General features: G+C 44.5%; 24 protein-coding genes. 7 read left to right on the forward strand and 17 right to left on the reverse strand.

Translation table 11 applies throughout. From position 1 onward, the window contains the following. Positions 1 to 17: 17 nt before the first annotated feature. From lysA to NEJAP_RS01390, 5 genes are read left to right on the forward strand one after another with little or no spacing between them, the layout of a single operon-like run. Positions 18 to 1274, forward strand: a complete 1257-nt coding sequence (gene lysA, locus NEJAP_RS01370; protein ID WP_201348949.1) for a diaminopimelate decarboxylase — start codon at positions 18 to 20, stop codon at positions 1272 to 1274. Positions 1275 to 1288: 14 nt separating this feature from the next. Further along, a complete protein-coding gene (gene dapF / locus NEJAP_RS01375) occupies positions 1289 to 2122 on the forward strand; it encodes a diaminopimelate epimerase (protein ID WP_201348950.1) in 834 nt (277 codons plus the stop codon). Further along, the gene (locus NEJAP_RS01380; RefSeq protein WP_201348951.1) at positions 2119 to 2820 is read left to right on the forward strand and encodes a DUF484 family protein; all 702 of its coding nucleotides are present in this window, start codon (positions 2119 to 2121) and stop codon (positions 2818 to 2820) included. Before dapF ends, NEJAP_RS01380 begins: the two co-directional genes overlap by 4 nt. 5 nt (positions 2821 to 2825) lie before the next feature. Then, positions 2826 to 3746, forward strand: a complete 921-nt coding sequence (gene xerC / locus NEJAP_RS01385) for a tyrosine recombinase XerC (RefSeq protein WP_201348952.1) — start codon at positions 2826 to 2828, stop codon at positions 3744 to 3746. Next, the gene (locus NEJAP_RS01390; RefSeq protein ID WP_201350416.1) at positions 3739 to 4458 is read left to right on the forward strand and encodes an HAD family hydrolase; all 720 of its coding nucleotides are present in this window, start codon (positions 3739 to 3741) and stop codon (positions 4456 to 4458) included. Before xerC ends, NEJAP_RS01390 begins: the two co-directional genes overlap by 8 nt. A gap of 51 nt (positions 4459 to 4509) precedes the next feature. On the opposite strand, the gene hemW is transcribed toward NEJAP_RS01390, so the two are convergent. The 9 genes from hemW to NEJAP_RS01435 all read right to left on the reverse strand — a co-directional run bounded on the left by hemW (position 4510) and on the right by NEJAP_RS01435 (position 11193). Then, the gene (hemW, locus tag NEJAP_RS01395; RefSeq protein WP_201348953.1) at positions 4510 to 5649 is read right to left on the reverse strand and encodes a radical SAM family heme chaperone HemW; all 1140 of its coding nucleotides are present in this window, start codon (positions 5647 to 5649) and stop codon (positions 4510 to 4512) included. A 33-nt stretch (positions 5650 to 5682) separates the two neighbouring features. Next, entirely contained in the window at positions 5683 to 6300 is a 618-nt protein-coding gene (gene rdgB, locus NEJAP_RS01400) for an RdgB/HAM1 family non-canonical purine NTP pyrophosphatase (protein WP_201348954.1), read from the reverse strand. A 3-nt stretch (positions 6301 to 6303) separates the two neighbouring features. Then, entirely contained in the window at positions 6304 to 6738 is a 435-nt protein-coding gene (locus tag NEJAP_RS01405) for a DUF4426 domain-containing protein (RefSeq protein WP_201348955.1), read from the reverse strand. Between the two features lie 12 nt (positions 6739 to 6750). Further along, complete coding sequence (gene metW / locus NEJAP_RS01410; protein ID WP_201348956.1) at positions 6751 to 7341, reverse strand: methionine biosynthesis protein MetW; 591 nt, start codon at positions 7339 to 7341, stop codon at positions 6751 to 6753. Beyond that, complete coding sequence (gene metX / locus NEJAP_RS01415; RefSeq protein WP_201348957.1) at positions 7331 to 8527, reverse strand: homoserine O-succinyltransferase MetX; 1197 nt, start codon at positions 8525 to 8527, stop codon at positions 7331 to 7333. Before metX ends, metW begins: the two co-directional genes overlap by 11 nt. A gap of 106 nt (positions 8528 to 8633) precedes the next feature. Beyond that, a complete protein-coding gene (locus tag NEJAP_RS01420; protein ID WP_201348958.1) occupies positions 8634 to 8924 on the reverse strand; it encodes a DUF167 family protein in 291 nt (96 codons plus the stop codon). A 12-nt stretch (positions 8925 to 8936) separates the two neighbouring features. Beyond that, positions 8937 to 9485, reverse strand: a complete 549-nt coding sequence (locus tag NEJAP_RS01425; protein WP_201348959.1) for a YggT family protein — start codon at positions 9483 to 9485, stop codon at positions 8937 to 8939. 154 nt (positions 9486 to 9639) lie between these two features. After that, positions 9640 to 10467 carry a pyrroline-5-carboxylate reductase gene (gene proC, locus NEJAP_RS01430; protein WP_201348960.1) on the reverse strand — a complete coding sequence of 276 codons (828 nt, stop codon included), beginning with the start codon at positions 10465 to 10467 and terminating at the stop codon, positions 9640 to 9642. Positions 10468 to 10485: 18 nt separating this feature from the next. Then, complete coding sequence (locus NEJAP_RS01435; RefSeq protein ID WP_201348961.1) at positions 10486 to 11193, reverse strand: YggS family pyridoxal phosphate-dependent enzyme; 708 nt, start codon at positions 11191 to 11193, stop codon at positions 10486 to 10488. 86 nt (positions 11194 to 11279) lie between these two features. On the opposite strand from NEJAP_RS01435, the gene NEJAP_RS01440 reads away from it, so the two are divergent. Both NEJAP_RS01440 and NEJAP_RS01445 read left to right on the forward strand, forming a co-directional pair. Beyond that, positions 11280 to 12314, forward strand: a complete 1035-nt coding sequence (locus NEJAP_RS01440) for a type IV pilus twitching motility protein PilT (RefSeq protein ID WP_201348962.1) — start codon at positions 11280 to 11282, stop codon at positions 12312 to 12314. A gap of 55 nt (positions 12315 to 12369) precedes the next feature. Continuing rightward, positions 12370 to 13536: a PilT/PilU family type 4a pilus ATPase gene (locus tag NEJAP_RS01445; protein WP_201348963.1), complete on the forward strand. Its 1167-nt coding sequence runs from the start codon at positions 12370 to 12372 to the stop codon at positions 13534 to 13536. 62 nt (positions 13537 to 13598) lie between these two features. Here NEJAP_RS01445 and NEJAP_RS01450 read toward each other — a convergent pair whose 3' ends face one another. From NEJAP_RS01450 to NEJAP_RS01485, 8 genes are all read right to left on the reverse strand, one after another. After that, positions 13599 to 14870: a dihydroorotase gene (locus NEJAP_RS01450; protein ID WP_201348964.1), complete on the reverse strand. Its 1272-nt coding sequence runs from the start codon at positions 14868 to 14870 to the stop codon at positions 13599 to 13601. Positions 14871 to 14875: 5 nt separating this feature from the next. Next, entirely contained in the window at positions 14876 to 15874 is a 999-nt protein-coding gene (locus NEJAP_RS01455; RefSeq protein ID WP_201348965.1) for an aspartate carbamoyltransferase catalytic subunit, read from the reverse strand. A gap of 18 nt (positions 15875 to 15892) precedes the next feature. Continuing rightward, the gene (gene pyrR, locus NEJAP_RS01460) at positions 15893 to 16402 is read right to left on the reverse strand and encodes a bifunctional pyr operon transcriptional regulator/uracil phosphoribosyltransferase PyrR (RefSeq protein ID WP_201348966.1); all 510 of its coding nucleotides are present in this window, start codon (positions 16400 to 16402) and stop codon (positions 15893 to 15895) included. After that, positions 16377 to 16859, reverse strand: a complete 483-nt coding sequence (gene ruvX / locus NEJAP_RS01465) for a Holliday junction resolvase RuvX (protein WP_201348967.1) — start codon at positions 16857 to 16859, stop codon at positions 16377 to 16379. Before ruvX ends, pyrR begins: the two co-directional genes overlap by 26 nt. A gap of 32 nt (positions 16860 to 16891) precedes the next feature. Then, positions 16892 to 17458, reverse strand: coding sequence for a YqgE/AlgH family protein (locus tag NEJAP_RS01470; protein ID WP_201348968.1), 567 nt, complete (start codon positions 17456 to 17458; stop codon positions 16892 to 16894). Positions 17459 to 17496: 38 nt separating this feature from the next. Then, entirely contained in the window at positions 17497 to 18459 is a 963-nt protein-coding gene (locus NEJAP_RS01475; protein WP_236591022.1) for an energy transducer TonB, read from the reverse strand. After that, complete coding sequence (gene gshB / locus NEJAP_RS01480; RefSeq protein WP_036550780.1) at positions 18459 to 19412, reverse strand: glutathione synthase; 954 nt, start codon at positions 19410 to 19412, stop codon at positions 18459 to 18461. The genes NEJAP_RS01475 and gshB overlap by 1 nt, the downstream gene beginning before the upstream one ends. 64 nt (positions 19413 to 19476) lie before the next feature. Next, the gene (locus NEJAP_RS01485) at positions 19477 to 20205 is read right to left on the reverse strand and encodes a 16S rRNA (uracil(1498)-N(3))-methyltransferase (protein WP_201348969.1); all 729 of its coding nucleotides are present in this window, start codon (positions 20203 to 20205) and stop codon (positions 19477 to 19479) included. Positions 20206 to 20250: the final 45 nt, after the last annotated feature.

Raw genomic sequence — 20250 nt, forward strand, 5'->3', positions numbered from 1 at the left:
ACGAGTGAGAAGAGTTAATGGATAGTTTTGAGTACCGTGATGGCCGCTTACATTGTGAAGATTTAGCGCTGGATAAAGTTGCTGAGCGTTTTGGTACACCCGTGTATGTATATTCTCGAGATGCTATTGAACGTGCTTATCTAAATTATGCACAAGCGCTTGAAGGACGTGATGCCTTGGTTTGTTATGCCGTTAAAGCCAACAGCAATCTTGCTGTGCTGAATGTTTTAGCTAGGTTAGGTGCAGGTTTTGATATTGTTTCTTTAGGAGAGCTTGAGCGAGTACTTAAAGCAGGTGGGCTAGCCAAAAACATAGTATTTTCTGGTGTTGGTAAGCAGGCTCATGAGATTAAGCGTGCTTTGGAAGTAGGTATCCGTTGCTTCAATATTGAATCTGAAGCTGAGCTTGAGCGTGTTAATACGGTTGCGGGTGAGTGCCAGCAGATCGCTGATATCTCGTTTCGTGTTAACCCTGATGTTGATGCGGGAACGCATCCTTATATTTCTACAGGGCTCAAAGATAACAAGTTTGGTATTGCTATTACGGATGCTGAACGTATTTATTGCCACGCTAACGGTTTGTCGCATGTCAATGTGGTCGGCATGGACTGTCATATTGGTAGTCAATTAACTGAAATTGCTCCCTTTATGGATGCACTGGATCGCTTGCTTGTTTTGGTTGATAAGTTGGCAGAACAGGGTGTTCAAATTCACCATTTAGACTTGGGTGGTGGTTTAGGTGTTTGTTATACCGATGAAACGCCGCCAACGCCGCAAGCATATATCGGAGCTGTACTTGAAAAACTTGGAGACCGAGCGCTGGGGCTTATTTTTGAACCAGGGCGTTCCATTGTCGCTAATGCTGGTGTTATGTTGACACAAGTTGAGTTTCTTAAGTGCACGGATCATAAGAACTTCGCTATTATTGATGGTGCAATGAATGACCTTATTCGCCCTTCACTATACAGTGCTTATCAGGACATTATTCCTGTAGCGCTTCGTAAAGAGGGTGAAGCTAAAACTTATGATTTAGTTGGACCTGTTTGTGAGACCGGAGACTTTTTAGGAAAAGATCGCGATCTTAATCTACAAGCTGGTGATCTATTGGCCGTGTGTTCTGCTGGTGCATATGGTTTTGTCATGAGCTCAAACTACAATACTCGTCCGCGTGCTGCGGAAGTGATGGTTGATGACAATGAAGTCTTTGAAGTACGCGCACGCGAAACCTTGGTGGATTTGATGCGCGGTGAAGTTATGTTGCCTAAAGGGCATTAAACGGAATAAATAACATGTTGGTACGCTTTACCAAAATGCATGGCTTAGGCAATGACTTTATGGTTGTTGACTTGGTTACACAGAGAATCAGGCTTTCGGAAGATAAAGTCAGGAAGCTGGCTGATCGTCATTTAGGCATTGGTTTTGATCAGCTATTACTGGTTGAACCACCGACTAATCCTGAGATGGATTTTCGGTATCGAATCTATAATGCTGACGGCTCTGAAGTTGAGCATTGTGGTAATGGTGCCCGCTGTTTTGCACGTTTCGTGCGTGATAAACGCCTTACTAATAAGGATGTGATTGCAGTTGAAACGGCTAACGGCAAGGCAATACTTACCATTTTTCCGGATAACCAAGTCGAAGTCGATATGGGAGCTCCTGAGCTGCTACCTAAGGCTGTTCCGTTTGTCGCTCAAGAGCAATCAGCGGTGTATTCGGTTGATGTTGAAAGTCAGCATGTGGATATCTCAGTGGTTTCTATGGGAAATCCACATGGCGTGTTAGTCATCGATGATACCGACAGTGCTCCGGTTGAAACACTCGGTCCATTGTTAGAAGCGCACACGCGTTTTCCTGCAAAAGCGAATATTGGTTTTATGCAGATTCTCTCTTCGACAGAAGTGAAATTACGTGTGTATGAGCGTGGTGCTGGTGAAACGATGGCGTGTGGCACAGGGGCTTGTGCAGCAGTCGTGGCAGGGCGTCTTCGAGGTATCTTAGATGAAAATGTTAAGGTACATCTTCCTGGAGGAGATCTACAGGTTAGTTGGAAAGGCGGTGAAAAAGATTCCGTTATGATGACGGGGCCCGCAGCGACAGTGTTTGAAGGTCAGGTGTTTATATGAGTCAAAGTGAAAATCAACAGGTGCAGGCTACAGAGTTTAATGAAAATGATGTGGCTGATTATCTAGCAAAAAATCCTGACTTTTTCATGCGCCATAAGCCTCTATTAGAAGTAATGTCTGTACCACATGAAACGGGTCGTGCCATTTCATTAATTGAGCGCCAGACCTCTTTGCTTCGAGACCGTAATCAGAAATTAACGATCCACTTGTCTGATTTGATTGATATAGCGCGCCATAATGATTCACAATTTGAAAAAACTAAGCGTATGGTATTAGCACTGCTCGATTCCGCTACACTGGATGATGTCGCAGTCGCATTAGAAGAAAGCTTGTGCCGTGACTTTTACGGTGACGAAACCTCGCTAGTGTTGTTTAGTGATAACCCACTGAATGTTAATAATCTGAAGATTTTACCTCGTGATACTGCAGGGGTCATTGAACCATTGATGAAAACAAACATGCCGACCTGTGGGCAATTATCTTTGATAGAGAACCGTTTTTTGTTTGAAGATGATGCGGTAAAAGTTCAGTCAGCAGCTGTTATCCCTTTGGTCAAAGGGGAAACAATTGGGTTGTTGGCCATCGGTAGTTATGACCCTTATTACTTCCAGAGTAGTCAGGGTACTTTGTTCTTATCCTACGTGGGCGAAGTGCTGAGTCGAGTGGCCAGCCGCATCGTGCATGAGGAGCAGGTGTAACGCTGATGGTTAACCGCAGTTTTGCTGATCAGCTCAGTACTGCGGTTGATTTGTTCCTAGTATATCTTCGCTCAGAGAAGCATTTATCCCCGAATACATGTGGTAGTTATCAAAGAGATTTAAATAAGCTGGTGGGCTTCGTTGCTGATTGTAGGCTAGCGCAGTGGGATGATGTATCTGAACGTGAAATTCGTGCTTTTGTTGCTGAAGTTCACCGTGAGGGTTTAAGCGCTAAAAGCATTCAGCGTTGCCTTTCAGCTATCCGCAGTTTTTATCAGTATATGGCCATTATTGGGCGAGTTTCACATAACCCGGCTCAAGGCGTTCGAGCGCCCAAAGTGGGGCGTTCACTTCCTGAAACGTTGGATGTTGATCAGTTGACTCAGCTGCTGGCTTTTCCTGTGACGGATGCGATTTCGTCCCGAGATAAAGCAATGATGGAGTTAGTGTATTCATCAGGCCTGCGTGTGTCCGAGCTTATCAGTCTAAATATTCATGATATTGATTTTCGCGATGCCAGTTTAGTGGTCACAGGTAAGGGAAGGAAAATGCGAATGTTACCTGTAGGGCGAGTCGCTTTGCAGGCAGTTGGTGCCTGGGTTAAGTGTCGATCAGCCTGGGCCGATTACACTGAAAACGCGCTCTTTATCTCTAAAACGGGTAAGCGTCTGACAGTGCGTAGTACTCAACAGCGCTTTGATCATTGGGCAAAAGTTATGCACACTCAAGGTAAGGTTTATCCGCATCGATTGCGTCATAGCTTTGCTAGTCATATGCTTGAATCCAGCAGTGATCTTCGAGCTGTTCAAGAGTTACTGGGGCATGAAGATATTTCGACAACACAAATATATACACATTTAGATTTCCAGCACCTGATGGATGTCTATGAAAAAGCCCACCCAAGAGCGCAGAAAAAAAATGATTAAATGTATTACTTTTGATCTAGACGATACTTTGTGGGCTGTAGGCCCGGTTGTACGGGCGGCAAACCACACCTTATATGAGTGGTTATATGAGAATGCGCCACTCTTTAACCAAACCTACCAGCTACGTGACCTCAATACGTTGAGAGACCATGTGCTTACTCAGCAGCCAGATATTAGTTACAGTGTCTCGCGTATTCGTATGGAGGTGCTTAAATACGGGCTAATGCAGGTAGGCTATTCGCCAGACATCACAGCTAAGCTAGCCGAAGAGGCTTTTGCTGTATTTTATAAAGCGCGTCAGAAAGTGGAGTTTTTTGAGCATGCATTGTCGATGCTCGAAACACTTAAAGCTAGCGGATATATGTTAGGGGCTATTAGTAATGGTAACGCAGATGTACAACAAGTGGGTTTGTCGCATCTGATGGATTTCCAGTTTAGTGCTGACAGTGCTGGCGTTGAAAAGCCAGATCCTCTGATTTTCAATCAGATGCTAGCACATACTCGTCTTAAGCCAGAGCAGGTGATACATGTAGGTGATCACCCTATTCATGATATTGAGGGTGCGCAAACTGCCGGATTATGGAGCATTTGGGTGAATCTAAATGAGCAGCAATGGGAAGGAGATCAGCCTCCTGATGCTGAAGTTAGCCGTCTTGATGACTTACCTGTTAAGGTTGAAGAGATCCATGCTGCCCGGCGTGTTCGCTTATAAGTAGGTCGTCTCTATTTTGAGGCTACATGTATTATAGATACATGCATTTTCTTACTCTGCAATAAACATCTCAAGTAGATCGTTTAGGAAGAGTTGTCCTTGAGGCGTGGCTTTCAGTCTATGCGGATCAAGTAAGCCAGCGTTGCGTGAGCTTGTTAATGCTGTCCTGATGTTGTTTAGGTTTAATAAGCTGCGCTCCTGAAAGATGCTCTCATCAACCCCATCAACTAAACGCAAGGCGTTCATCATAAATTCAAAAGGGCGGTCGACATGGCTAATGGCCTGTTCTCCACCGAGTGGATTGATGCTTTGCAAATAAGCCTTAGGTGAGCGCTGTTTCCAGCGCCGCAGAATCAGGTCTTGCTCAGGAAAAGATAGTTTTCCATGTGCTCCAGCACCAATGCCTATGTAGTCTCCAAATTGCCAGTAGTTGAGATTATGTTGAGCACGGGCTGATTTACCTTTTGCATACGCGGATACTTCATATTGCTGAAAACCATTATTTGCCAGTAGTTGTTGCCCTGCTTGTTGAATGTCCCACAGGGTTTCATCTTGTGGGATAAGCGGTGGTTTTGTATAAAACTCAGTATTAGGCTCTATCGTTAGTTGGTACCAAGATAGGTGGTCTGGGCCCAGATTCAGTGCTGTTTCTAAGTCACTGAGAGCCTGAGTTTCTGTTTGGTCAGGCAGGCCGTGCATTAAGTCGATGTTTAAATGAGGAAAGCCTAAATCTCTGGCGGCACTAATGGCTTTTTTTGCTTCTCCGCCGGAATGAATTCGACCTAGGGCTTGTAAGTGCTGAGTGTTAAAACTTTGAACGCCGACTGATAGGCGATTCACGCCTGCTTTCAGGTAACCCGCAAAACGCTCCTGCTCGAAAGTTCCAGGGTTGGCTTCCATGGTTATTTCGATATTGGGGGAAAACGGGGTAATCTGGTCAGCACCTTCTAAAATCCGTGCTATTGCATCAGAGGTGAATAAGCTAGGGGTACCACCACCGATAAAAATCGTATCTATCTTACGGCCCTGCGCGCCTGCTTGCTCTAGCTTTAAGTCAGACAGTAGAGCTGATACATAGGCAGTTTCTGGTATTTCGCCTTTCACCGCATGTGAGTTGAAGTCGCAGTAGGGACATTTGCGCACGCACCAAGGAATATGAATATATAGTGAAAGTGGTGGTAACGTGCTCATTAATACCTGCCTGTCAGTGTTCGTCTATAAAGGTTACTGCGATGTATCGTTGCTTAGGTAGCCACTGATCTGCTCAAGGAACAACTGTACCGCTTGGCCGCGATGACTGATGCTGTGTTTTACCTCAGGAGTAAGCTCAGCGGCTGTTTTGTCGGTGTTGTTAACAAGAAATAGAGGATCATAACCAAAACCGAATTCACCGCGTGGGGCGTGAGCGATACTACCTTCTAGTGTACCTTGGCAAATAAGAGGCATGGGGTCTTTAGCATGACGCATATAGACCAACACACAACGATAGCGTGCGCTTCTTTCGCTATCGGGTACATCTTGCATTGATTCAAGGAGTTTTTGGCTGTTGTCTGCGTCACCTTTGCCTGCTCCTGCAAAGCGTGCTGAGTAGATGCCAGGAGCGCCTTGTAAAGCATCGACCTCGAGACCTGAGTCGTCAGCAAGCGCCGGTAAGCCGGTTATCTCGCAAGCATGACGCGCTTTAATAATAGCGTTTTCGACAAAAGTTAACCCAGTCTCATCAGCATCTTCCACATTGAAATGTGATTGTGGAAGAACGCTAACGCTGAATTGTTGAAGTGTTTCGTTAAATTCTTTTAACTTACCTTTATTGCCGCTGGCGAGCACGATAGTCTGGGTCATGGGTTATTCCGTATAAAACTTTTGATCGAAGCGAATTTTAGTAGCTGCTTGGTTAGGATCGGGTTGAACGTCAATAGTGACATGCATGATCTCTTCATTACCAAAATTAAAGCTGCCAATGTAATACAGAGCTTTATCTTCCTTGATCGGCGTAAATGAGATCTGTTGTGTTTGTTGCATCAGATTAGCTACATTGCCTGAAAGCACTGCTTTAATTGCTTGTTTAGATCCATCTTTTTGTTTTTCAAAAACAGCAATATTCAGCATGGCGGTATAACGGCTGCGTAGTAAATTGTGTCGTTGTGCTACTTCCGGGGCAACAATACTACTGTTGAAGGCGTTGTAGTGAATAATGTAACGATCAGTTTCAACTGACTGCTCAGCCAGTACGACCGGCGATACCAGTAATAATAAAAACAGTGTACGGAAAAGTTTCATGGTGTTCTCCTTTTAACGTGTGATCCGGTAGATGGCAATTTCGCCCAACATGTTGGGCCATAAATTAGTCCACCATCTGTGTTGATGCTCATTATCAACAACGGTTCGATTCAAAATATGTATATTTTTTTGCACACAAAGTTGTTCGAAATCTTTAAAGGTACAAAAGTGAATATTGGGTGTGTCATACCAGCTATAGGATAGAAACTTGGAAACAGGCATGTGTCCTCGAAAACCAAGGTAGCTGCGTGCGCGCCAATGCCCAAAGTTTGGAAACGTAACGATGCATTCTTTACCGATGCGTAGCATTTCATCAACGATTAGGTCGGGCCGATGCATTACCTGTAAGGCTTGAGTCATGATGACAGAATCAAAACTATTATCTTTTATAGAAGCTAAGCCTTTGTCGATATCTTTTTCTATGACGTTCACATTGTTTTTTATGCAGGCAGTGATGTGGTCATGGTTGTTTTCTATACCGTATCCGCGCACCTGTTTGTTATCCATAAGGTGTCGCAACAGCTTTCCATCACCACAACCCAGGTCTAAAACGCGTGCCGCGGGTTTGATCCACTCATGAATGATTTCCTGATCAGCGCGCATGAGCACTCTCCTTTGCGGGTGTTTTTATATCACCAGGCTTCTCGATAGATACATCAGCAGCAATACGGCCCATATAAGCATTGAAAATTTCCATATAGCGCGGAATTGGGATTAAAAATGCGTCATGCCCTTGAGGAGAATCCACCTCGGTATAGCTGACCTCTTTTCCAGCATCAACTAATGCGTCAAGAATCTCTCTTGAGCGTTCAGGAGAGAAACGCCAATCGGTTGTAAATGCAATGAGCATAAATTTGGCCGTGACATGTTGTAACGCCTGGGCTAGATCATGATTGAATTCAGATGCAGGGTCGAAGTAGTCGAGTGCTTTTGTCATTAACAGGTAAGTATTAGCATCAAATGCTGTTGAAAATCGTTCCCCCTGATACTGTAAATAAGACTCAACCTCGAACTGCGGGTTGAAATCGAACATCAATTTTCCTGCATTCATTTCACGGCCAAACTTCTCACGCATACCATCATCTGAAAGGTAAGTAATATGACCGACCATACGAGCTAGCATTAGGCCCGTTTTGGGTACAACATTATGATCGTAATAGCGCCCGTCATAAAAATGTGGGTCTTTAGAAATAGCTTGGCGTGCTACTTCATTAAAGGCAATGTTTTGGGCTGATAGTTTTGGGGCAGCAGCAATCACCATGCAATGCCGTAAACGTTCAGGATAGCTAATAGCCCACTGCATAGCTTGCATGCCTCCTAAGCTTCCCCCAATTACCGCAGCCCATTGTTGAATGCCTAAGTGATCGGCGAGGCGAGCTTGGCTAACCACCCAGTCTTTCACTGTCATGAGTGGGAAGTCGGGGCCGTAAGGTTTACCTGTTTGCGGATCTGTTTGGTTGGGACCGCTGGAACCGTGGCAACCGCCAAGGTTATTAAGACTGACGACAAAGAACTTATTAGTATCAATGGCTTTACCCGGTCCTATGGCGGAATCCCACCAACCGGGCTTGCTATCACCTTCGTAATAACCTGCGGCGTGGTGATGGCCTGATAGCGCATGACATATCAAGATGGCATTGGATTTATCGGCATTGAGCTCACCGTAAGTCTCAACCATCAGTGTATATTGGTTAAGAGACCTACCGCATGTAAGGGCTAGTGGCTCTGTAAATTCTATGGCTTGAGGTGCAACTAGGCCAATAGAATCATCTGGGAATTTCTTCAACATATTTATGTACCTCGACTAAGAAAAAGAACAAGCGCTAGTCGAGCATCACATTTCATATAAGAGCAGAGGTGCTCGTTGTGGTATGAGCACTTTTTGTCGAATAAACTCATGTGCGTTCAATGTTGAGGAGCTCCGGTAATTTGCGCGGATGACTAATCCGGACCACTTTATGTCGGCCTGATTCGCCGCTAGCTATAATGACTGATGATTTGCTAACACCAAAAACTTTAGCCAGAAACTTAATCAAATGTGCATTGGCTTTTCCATCAACTGGCGGCGCTGTAATGCGGATTTTAACACTATTGTTGTGTAGACCCACTATTTCGTTACATGAGGACTTTGGTTGAATGTAGCAAGACAGCGTTAACCTGCTGTCTTGCCAGTGATAAAATGCCAAAAACTGCCTATATCACATCACCAAACGTGCTAATTGTGATTGGATTATTTGTATTGTCAGAAAAATTAGAATAGGTGACAGGTCTAAGCCTCCCAAGGGGGGAATCACTTTTTGAGCTAGCTTAAACAGCGGTTCAGTTATTTGCCCGATAAGCTGTGGTGCAGGATGGTAGCTGCCTGGAGCAACCCAGCTAATAATAACTGAGCCAATAACGGCCCAAAAATAGATGTTTAGGATACTATCTAGTAAACCTACAACGGCATAAATCACAAGGCTGACAATATCAGCTTGGACGTTACCTCCTGCCATCATGATCAAAGCAGCAAAAATCCCAAGCTTCACAATGAGCGCGACAGCTAAAGGCGAAAGGTCCATACGGCCCGCTTTAGGCAGGATTTTTTGTAGTGGTGCGAGCATCGGCTGCGTTAGGCGTACTATCGATTGAGATATCGGGTTGTAATAATCTGCTCGCGCTAGCTGTAGTAAAAAACGCATCAACAAAATAAATATAAACAGTTCACCAAGTGTTCTGATGATGAGAATAATCGGATCTTGTCCCATGGTTGGATCAGTTCCTAATCAAGTAATAGTTTATGGCAGTATAGTGTCTTTCTGAAAATGAAAGAACCATTAAACCATGCTATCAATAAGACTTATGAAGCAATAGTCGCTAGCATATAAATCTCTACTAATCGGCACGGTTGAAAGATAGGGTTCAGTCGTCGCCTAGTTCTTTAGCCATTTCTATCGATCTGCTAGCGCATGCTTGCATAGCGTTGTCGACCAAAGTGTCTAGATGGTTAGCTTGAAAAGAGAAAACTGCTTGCTCTGTTGTGCCGTTGGGAGAACAAACTCTGCGTCTTAATTCTGCCGGATCAATATCACTTAGAAGAGCCATCTCAGCCGCCCCGCGAGCGGTTTGTAGTGTAAGTTGGGTTGCTACTTCCTTCGTTAAACCTTGCTTTTGAGCGGCTGTAATCATCGCTTCCATGAATAGGAAGTAATAAGCAGGCCCTGAACCTGAGACAGCCGTTACGGCGTGCAACTGCTCTTCTTGTTCTACCCATAATGTAAGGCCTGTCGCTGATAAAACCCTTTCAGCTTGGTCGCGTTGTGCTTGGCTAACGTGTGAATTGGCGTATAAACCATTGGCTCCCATTTTTACCAAGGCCGGTGTATTAGGCATACAGCGGACGATAGCTTGGTTGCCTCCAAGCCATTGATTAATGCTATCTGAAGTAATGCCAGCCGCTACAGAAATGAAAAGTGGTTTGTTTTTAGCGGCTGTAATGGCGAGTGGCTGTAATACAGCTTTGAACATTTGTGGCTTAACCGCTAATACAACGATATCAGCAGATAGCATGGCTTCGTTATTGTTAGCGCTAACGAATAGTCCCTGAGACGCTAAGTCTGCTAATTTGCTTACAGTAGGAGAGCTAGCTCGAATTTTGTCAGCAGGAAAACCATTGCTGATTAAACCACCGATGATAGCGCGTGCCATATTTCCAGCACCGATGAAGGCAAGAGTAGGGTGTTGACTCACAATTAATACCTGCAGAAATTAAGTAGGTTTTTTGGAATTAGGGTATTGGCGAGGGCCGAATAAAGCTGTACCAATGCGTACCATAGTAGCACCTTCCTGAATCGCAATCTGCATATCACCAGACATCCCCATTGATAGAGTGTCGAGCTCAGGGTGTGTGTGTTTTAGCGAGATGAAAATAGATTGCATCTTCGCCAATGCTGCTTGTTGTTTCGCTTTGTCGTCTGTTGCTTCGGGTATTGCCATGAGCCCGCGAACTGACAATCGAGGTAAATTGGCAACTTGCTGTAGTAATGCTTCAGCCTCATTAGGTAAGCATCCTGACTTACTAGTTTCACCGCTTATGTTTATTTGTAAACAAATGTTAAGAGGTGGCAGGTGGTTTGGTCTTTGCTCTGAAAGTCTTTGCGCTATTTTTAAGCGATCTACACTATGTACCCAGTCAAAATTCTCAGCTATTGCACGTGTTTTATTGGATTGAATTGGACCTATAAAGTGCCAGATTATCGCCAAATCATTGAGTGTTTCTTTTTTATCAAGAAACTCTTGGAGATAATTTTCACCAAAGTGCCGTTGGCCGTGCTGATAGAGTTCACGTAATTCATCTGGTGAGCGTGTTTTACTAACGGCAAGAAGCGTTATTTCTTCAGGCGAGCGATGAGCGTGATGAGCCGCTTGATTTATCCGCTGGCCAACACTTTTTAAGTTCTCTGCTATGCTAGACATATGGTTATTAAGAGTTCTTCAGATTAGAGATATGTGTCTATTCTGAAGTAACTGGTGAATTTAAGTAAGCCCTGAGTAAATACATTATGGATATTACAGAACTTCTTTCGTTTACAGTTCAGCAGGGCGCTTCCGACCTGCATATAACGGCAGGCATGCCGCCAGTTATTCGTGTTGATGGAGATGTACGGCGCATTAAGCTGCCAGCGTTAGAGCAGAAGCAAGTTCAGACGCTTATTTATGACATCATGAACGATAAAATCCGTAAAGATTTTGAAGATAGGTTTGAAGCGGATTTTTCTTTTGAAGTCCCTGGGTTAGCACGTTTTCGTGTCAATGCTTTTAATCAGAACCGCGGAGCTGCAGCTGTTTTTCGTACTATTCCAAGTAAAGTTCTGACAATGGACGAGCTGGGAATGGGAAAAGTTTTCCAAGACTTATCAATGCAGGCACGAGGTTTAGTACTCGTAACAGGACCTACCGGTTCAGGTAAGAGTACAACATTGGCAGCGATGGTTGATTATGTTAATGAAGTGCGCTCCGATCATATCTTGACGATTGAAGATCCTATTGAGTTTGTACATGAAAGCAAAAAATGCTTAGTGAATCAGCGTGAAGTACACAGAGATACGCAGAGTTTTGCTAATGCATTACGTTCAGCGTTACGTGAGGATCCTGACATTATCCTTGTGGGTGAGATGCGAGATCTAGAAACCATACGTTTGGCATTGACTGCTGCGGAAACGGGTCACCTTGTGTTTGGTACCTTGCATACAACATCTGCTGCGAAGACGATTGACCGTATTATCGATGTGTTCCCTGCGGCTGAAAAAGATATGGTGCGTTCAATGCTATCAGAGTCTTTGCAAGGTGTTATCTCCCAAACATTGCTTAAAAAAGTTAATGGGGGGCGTGTTGCCGCGCATGAAATCATGATGGGAACTCCTGCTGTTCGAAACTTGATTCGTGAAGATAAAGTCGCGCAGATGTACTCCGCGATTCAAACGGGTGCTTCGCATGGAATGAAAACATTAGATCAATCCCTGACAGAGCTTGTTCAAAAAGGCCTGATATCAAGAGAAACGGCTCGCGATAAAGCCAAAAACCCACAAGGTTTCTAAAATCGTGATTTTATTATGTTAACGCGATTATAGTTTTTAAAAGGAGAGTTGCAGCGTGGAGTTTACTCAGCTTCTTAAAGTAATGATTGAGCGCGGAGCGTCAGATCTGTTTGTCTCGGCAGGGGCTCGACCGAGTATTAAGGTTGATGGCACGCTGAAGCCATTAACAAAGGATCCGTTGAAACCATCTCAGGCGCGCTCGTTAGTGTATTCGACGATGACGGATAAGCAAATATCCGAATATGAAAGTACACATGAATGTAATTTTGCTATTAGCGCGCCAGGTTTGGGGCGTTTTCGTGTAAGTGCTTACTTTCAGCGTAACTCACCAGGCATGGTGCTTCGACGAATTAATGCGACTATTCCTAGCTTTGAAGAGTTAAACCTTCCTCCCGTAATGAAAGACCTTTCCATGTCTAAGCGTGGTTTGATCTTATTTGTTGGTGGTACATCAACGGGTAAATCAACATCGCTGGCGTCGATGATCGACTATCGTAACCGGCATAGCCGTGGACACATCATCACGATAGAAGACCCGATTGAGTATATTCATGAGCATAAAGAGAGCATTGTGACTCAGCGTGAAGTGGGCATCGATACGGACTCATTTGAAGTGGCGTTAAGGAATACCTTAAGACAAGCCCCTGATGTTATTCTGATGGGTGAGATTCGAACTCAAGAATTGATGAAATACGGATTGGCGTTTGCAGAAACTGGGCATCTTTGTATGGCCACTTTACATGCAAATAATGCTAACCAGGCCCTTGATAGAGTTGTAAGTTTTTTCCCGCCAGAACATCATGACCAGCTCTGGATGGAGTTGTCGCTTAACTTAAAAGCGATTGTTGCCCAGCAATTACTGCCTACAAAGGATGGTAAAGGGCGTCGTGCGGCAATAGAAGTAATGATTTGCACGCCATTAATTCAGGATTTAATCCGTAAAGGTGATATCCATGAAATTAAAGAGGTCATGAAAAAGTCGACTAACTTAGGGATGCAAACATTTGATCAGGCGTTGTTTGAGCTTTATAAAGAAGAAGCTATTAATTATGACACTGCGTTAGCGCATGCTGACTCAGCGAATGATTTACGTCTGATGATTAAGTTAAGTGCGGATACAAACCCTGGATTAAGTATGCAAGATGATACTGATTCGCTGTTTTTGCAGGAAGAAGAAGACTTTATGAATGTGTCTGGTGAAATGGAAATTGGCAAAATGTAATACGGATTAACGTATAAAAAAACCGAACTGTATATCAATAGAGTTCGGTTTTTTTGTGTCTGTTATGCCTGATAGACCATTTCGCCCTTTATCAAAGTGTGTGTAACCTTACCTTTGAGAGGGGTGTTCATAAATGGTGAGTTGTGGCCAGCAGATACGCAGTTATCAGAGTTTAATTGCCATTGGGTTTCAGGGTTAAAGATGCAAATATCCGCATCACAACCAATACCTAATGAGCCTTTGTTTAGTTCTAGAATAGCGGCAGGAGCAGCGGTTAGTTTCTCTATGAGTTGTGGTAAAGAGAGGAGCTCTTGTTCTACAAGCATTAAACCTAGAGGAAGCAAAGTCTCGAGCCCAGAAATTCCGGGTTCTGTAGCTGCGAATGGCGCTTGCTTGGCGGCAGGGTCGTGTGGTTGGTGGTCAGAGCAAATTGCTTGAATACCATCGGTAACTAAGCCGTGTCGCAAACCGGCACGATCGAGTTGGCTTCTTAGTGGTGGAATAACATGAAACATGCTGTTGAAGCCATTTACGTTCATATCCGTTAAGAGTAAGTGGTGTATGGAAACATCGGCAGTGACGTTAAGGCCACGTTTGCGCGCATCCGTTACCATTCTTACTGAGCGCTCTGCTGATAGTTGGCCAAAGTGCGCGCGAACACCCGTTTGTTCAACAAGTAGTAAGCAGCGAGCCACTTCGATTGTTTCGGCAGTTTCAGGAATGCCGGTTAGTCCTAGTCGGGTACAGGTTGTATCATCGTGCATACAGCCTTCACCAGTTAAGTCGTGATTTTGCGGTTGAAAAATGACCAAAAAATCATGGGTGGCAGCGTATTCAAGGCAACGTAATAATACCAATGCACTAGGGATGCTTTCTCGGGCATTACTGAACGCCACACAACCTGAGCGGCTAAGAGCATGCATGGGTGCTAGCTGCTCCCCTTGTAGCCCTTGTGTTAATGCGCCAACAGGCATTACATTGGCAAGCCCTGTTGCTTCGGCACGATCAATGATCAATTCAGCAACGGCAGGGTTATCCACGACAGGTTTAGTTGTAGGTGGCGTTATCATGGTGGTTATACCACCTGCCACGGCGGCAGCCGTTTCGCTAGCTATTGTTGCTTTCTGTGTGTAGCCAGGTTCGCGAACATGTGCACACATGTCTATTAAGCCAGGTATGACAATGTGGCCGCTAGCATCGATGGTTTTGTTTGCTGAAAAACCTGTTGGTGCTTGACCAATAGAGATAACTTTGCCGTTTTGGATGTATAGGTCGCAGACTTTATCGTGGTTATTTTGGGGGTCTATTAGACGTCCATTTTTTATGATTAGCATGCTGATTATGCCTCCGTCTTCAGATTTTTTTCAGTCATTTGGCCTGACATCGACATCGACATAACCGCCATTCTGACAGCAATGCCATTAGTTACCTGGTCAAGAATTAATGACTGTGGGCCATCTGCGACAGCTGATTCAATTTCTACGCCTCGGTTGATGGGGCCGGGGTGCATGACGACAGCATCAGGTTTGGCGTGTTGAAGCTTTTCGTTGGTTAACCCGAACAACTTATAGAATTCTGATTCGCTCGGTAATAGCGCGCTTTTCATGCGTTCTTTTTGTAAGCGCAGCATGATAACCACATCAGCATCTTTAAGGCCAGATTCCATGCTAGTGAATACCTTGACTCCAAGTGCTTCAATGTTACGTGGCAGTAAGGTATTAGGTGCAACTACACGTATTTCGGCTGCACCTAACGTGCGCAGTGCATGAATTTGTGAGCGTGCGACACGTGAATGCAAAATATCACCAATAATGGTGACCACTAAGGGTGAAAAATCTCCTTTATGGCGCTTTATAGTCAGCATATCTAGCATGGCTTGCGTAGGGTGAGCGTGGCGCCCATCACCTGCGTTTATCACAGCAACGTTAGGTGTAACATGCTCTGCAATAAAGTGTGCTGCTCCGCTATCTGAATGGCGAACAACAAACATGTCTGAATGCATCGCTTCTAATGTCTGTAGCGTGTCTTTGAGCGTTTCACCTTTTGAAGTAGATGAGGTGCTGATATTCAGGTTAAGCACATCGGCAGAGAGTCGCTTAGCCGCTAACTCAAACGTACTTAATGTCCGTGTACTTGATTCAAAAAACAGGTTAACAACCGTTTTTCCACGCAGTAAAGGCACTTTTTTGACCTGCTGAGCGTTCATGTCTACAAATGAGTCGGCAGTATCAATAATTTCTGTCAGGAGTTCTCTGGAAAGCCCTTCGGTGGTGATGAAGTGCTTAAGTTGGCCCTCGCTGTTTAGCTGAATGTTGTTCGGGTCGGTAATTTCAAACATGCTGTGCTCCAGCTCGGGTTAGTCTTTTTGGCTGATTTCCAGTTCCAGAGGGTTGGGTCCGGTCAGTTTAACTTGTTGGTTTGGGCCTAAAGATAAAGTGCTGCCGTATACATCAGCCTGAATCGGTAATTGCCTGCGTTGCAGATCCAATAAGGTCACTAAGGTAACAGATGATGGACGGCCGTAATCGAATAGCTCATTCAGTGCTGCGCGAATGGTTCGCCCGCTCATGATGACATCGTCCACCAGTACTATATCGCGTCCCTCTGTAGCGAAAGGGATATGAGATGCTTGAACTTTTGGGTGTAAACCAATTTGAGAAAAGTCATCACGATAAAACGAAATGTCTAGTGTGCCTATAGGGCTTTCTAATGCAAGTTCTGTATGAAGCCTCTCTGCAATCCAGATACCACCGGTGCGAATACCTATAATTAGTGGGGCATCTATTTGGCGGTGTATTAAGAGTGTTTTAAGCTCAGAAAGCATTTTGTCGAGTAGGGATTCAACACTCAGTGTTCCCGATACCATAAAAGTTCTCCAATCGTGTGTGGCTTGGAATGCGCGATGTGCTGCTAAACCAGCTTTCAAGAATTATTTGTGCAGCGATGCCATCGACAGATTCTTTACGAAAATTAGTACCTCCGCCCTGAGCGAAATGCACTTCTTTTGCTTCAGCCGTTGAAAGTCGCTCATCTACAAGATAACAGGGGAGTTGGTAGCGGTCTTGAATACGATTGGCAAAGCGGCGTGCTCGGCGTGACATTTCGCTGATGCTGCCATCCATATTTAAGGGTATACCGACAACTAATGTTGCGGGTTGCCACTCTTTGATGGTGTTGTCTAATGCAGGCCAGTCAGGGGTTCCATCTCGAGCCAGAATGGGGGGTAATGCTAATGTTGTTTCTGTCGTTGGTTGGCCTGTGGCTATGCCTATGCGGCGTGTTCCAAAATCAAATGCGAGCACTTGTTGGTTGGGTTGGGTCATAGTTATTAGAATTCAGGGTTCTCAGGTTTAAGTCAGGCATGCCCAGTGTGGGTCGTCATTAAATTTAAATTAACCCCCAAAATGGTAGCTGCTGCTTGCAATCTTTCTTCAGCGGGTTTGTGAAACATTATATCCGAATTTGCTGGACAGCTTAACCATACATTATCAGTTATTTCTTGTTCCAGTTGTCCCGGCCCCCAGCCTGTATGTCCTAAGGTAATCAGTGCTTCTGCATTATCGTTTAAGGCAATTGCTTCAAGAATGTCCATTGATGTTGTTAAAAACAGCTCATCTGTTACCGCATGGGTAGCAAGCCAAGGATTGCCTAAATAGTTTTTATGTAGCACAAAGCCTCTGTCACTTTGTACTGGGCCACCAGAATATACTGGAATAGATCTGGCTGTGTTGCTACTGGCTATGCCAAGATGAGAAAGCATTTTATCGAGGTGAAAGTTTAAGGGACGATTGATAATAAGCCCCATAGCACCGTATTCACTGTGGTCGCAAATATAGATAATTGTTTGTGCAAATGTCTCATCTTCAAGGTGAGGCATTGAGATTAAAAAGTGGTCGCGCAAACAGGTTTGAATACTAAGCATGATAAAACCACATATAATGAAAAACGGACTACTAAGGTTTAGTACAGTTGTGTGGTTTTCTCAAATTTCCAGCTGCGAATGATCTCAAGAACATCCGTATTTTTTCTCATTTCAGTACTGAACGGCTGAAAGGGGGAGGCCAGTTTGACGATGCGAATAGCAGCATCATCTAAAGTTTTGCTGCCAGATGATTGCGTAATTTCGATGCTTTTTAAACCGCCGTCAGGAAGAATCGCAACAAGTACACGTAATGTGCCATACAGTTTTTGGCGTCTTGCTTCTTCTGGATAGTTCATATTGCCTATCATCTCAATACGTCGGCGCCAATTATCAAGATAGATGGCATCTTCATGAATTGTCGTTGAAACAGAGGATAAACGGCGCGTTTTAGGGCGTTTAGCAAACTGCTCTTGTTGCATCTTTATTTGTGCTTGAAGGTTGGCAATTTCTAGGCTTTTAGCCAGTAGGGAAGTTGATTGTCCGGTTCTTGGTTGTGCTACTGTTGGTTTGCTTTTACGAGGTTTTGTCGATGCCTTTTTTTTCTTCTTTTCAGCAGTCGTTGTCACGACCTTGCGTTTACTTTTAGCCGCTTGGTTTGAGTCACCTTTATTGGTTATAGGTTTTTCTAGTACTTGTCTAGCCTCTGGTGTGGGTTCTGGCTGTTTGGTGGGCTGCGTTGGGCGAGCGGACTGATTGCGAATTTTATTGTCTTGAAACGTTGATCGCTCAGTTGTTGATGGTAAACGTTTCTCTTCAACGGTACCGCTAGCAAGTTGGTTCGCTTGTGCAAGAAAGTCTGTTTTTTCAGGAGGCTTCTCTACAGCATATTGAGCGAGTGTTATTTCAAGTGTTTGTACCGCAGGTGTCGAAGATGGACTGATGAATGAGCTACCCAAAATAAGTACAGCATGTAATGCAACCGCCATAAAAAGCGTAAAACCCAACCGGTCAGTTGCGCTGATAATAGAGCTTGCTGGTATATTTTGAGTAGCACCAGACACTATGGCTTGTTCCGTTTCTCTTCGATGGCATTCATTAGCTGCATTCCAATATCTAAACCAAATTGGTTATCTAGCTCGCGAATACAAGTTGGGCTAGTGACATTAATTTCAGTCAGGTAATCACCAATAACATCTATCCCGACAAATAATAACCCTTTCTCTTTGAGTGTAGAACTTACCTGGTCGCATATCCAGCGATCACGATCTGTCAGAGGGCGGCCTTCGCCTTTTCCTCCGGCTGCTAAGTTGCCTCGGGTTTCTCCTGCCATCGGTACGCGCGCTAAGGCGTAAGGAATGGCTTCGCCATCAATGATCAATATACGTTTGTCGCCGTTTACTATCTCAGGAAGATATTTCTGCGCCATAATCGTCTGTTTGCCGTGCTCGGTAAGCGTTTCTATAATAACGCCCAAGTTCACACCATCTTCTTTGATTCTGAAGATGGATGCTCCACCCATACCGTCGAGTGGTTTGAAAATGACATCTTTATGCTCTGCATGAAATGCCCGCAGCAGTGTTTCATCTGATGTAACCAAAAGTGGAGGGCAGCATTGTGGAAAATGCGTGGCAAAAAGCTTCTCGTTAAAATCACGTAAGCTTTGTGTGCGGTTAACAATCATGGTTCCTTGTGCTTCAGCCATTGCTAAAAGCTGAGTGGTATAAAGGAACTCGTTATCAAATGGAGGGTCTTTTCGCATTAAGATGACATCGAGAGATGAAAGATCTTCAGCTTGGTATTCGCCTCGCGTAAAAAATGCATCAGGATCCATCGCAACACTTAACGGCGCCATGTTGGCTTTAGCTTTTCCGTCATGCAGGAACAGATGCTTTTGCTCCATGTACCATAACTCCCAGCCTTTTTGTTGAGCAGCCCATAGCATGGCAAGAGAACTATCTTTTTTGTAGTTAATCCCATCAATGGGGTCCATAACAATACCGACTTTTAATGTCATTCTCTGCTGTCCTCTAGGTCATTTGCCTGATGAGTTTAATCTAAATAGATGGTGCTGGGTTAACCTAACTTAAGTCGCCCCATAAATACTGTAATATGGCCTGCGCGGCAACCGGTGCGGTTTCTGTGCGCATTACCCTAGGACCAAATGCCACTGGTTTAAAGCCTGCGGCAAGAGCTATCTCTACTTCTGCTTCGCTAAGACCGCCTTCTGGGCCTATTAGTAACGCGATGGAGGTGGGACGCTCCAGCTCTTCAAGTGGTTGCTCTGTATGATGGTGTAACACGAGCTTTAAATCAGCTTCAGTATTGTCTAACCATTGTTGTAATGGTTGGATAGGAGCGATAACAGGAAGCTCATTCCGAAGTGATTGCTCGCATGCGCTAATCGCTACTTGTTGCCAGTGTTTAGTGCGCTTGTCTTGGCGGTCATTGTTTAAGCGAACCTCACAGCGTTCGGTAAACAGTGGTGTCATGCAGTGCATGCCTAGCTCAGTGGCTTTTTGGATAGCGTAATCCATTCGTTCGCCACGAGATATTGCTTGACCAATATGAATTTGTAATGGGCTAGTGCGTGATTGTGAATGCTCAGAGATGACGGTTACATCGACATGACGTTTATCCACGCGTTCCAGTGTACAAAGAAACTCACTACCATAGCCGTTAAACAAGGTGATGTTGTCACCTGCTTTCATTCGTAGCACGCGGGATACATGCTGTGTTGTTGCATCACTTAGCGAATAAGTTTGCCCTGTATGTAATTCACAAGGCTCAAAGAATCTAGGTATACGCATACCATTAAGGTCCGATATTAAAAAGACACATTATGCCATTGTTCG

Source organism: Neptunomonas japonica JAMM 1380 (genome assembly GCF_016592555.1).
Taxonomy (GTDB): domain Bacteria; phylum Pseudomonadota; class Gammaproteobacteria; order Pseudomonadales; family Balneatricaceae; genus Neptunomonas; species Neptunomonas japonica_A.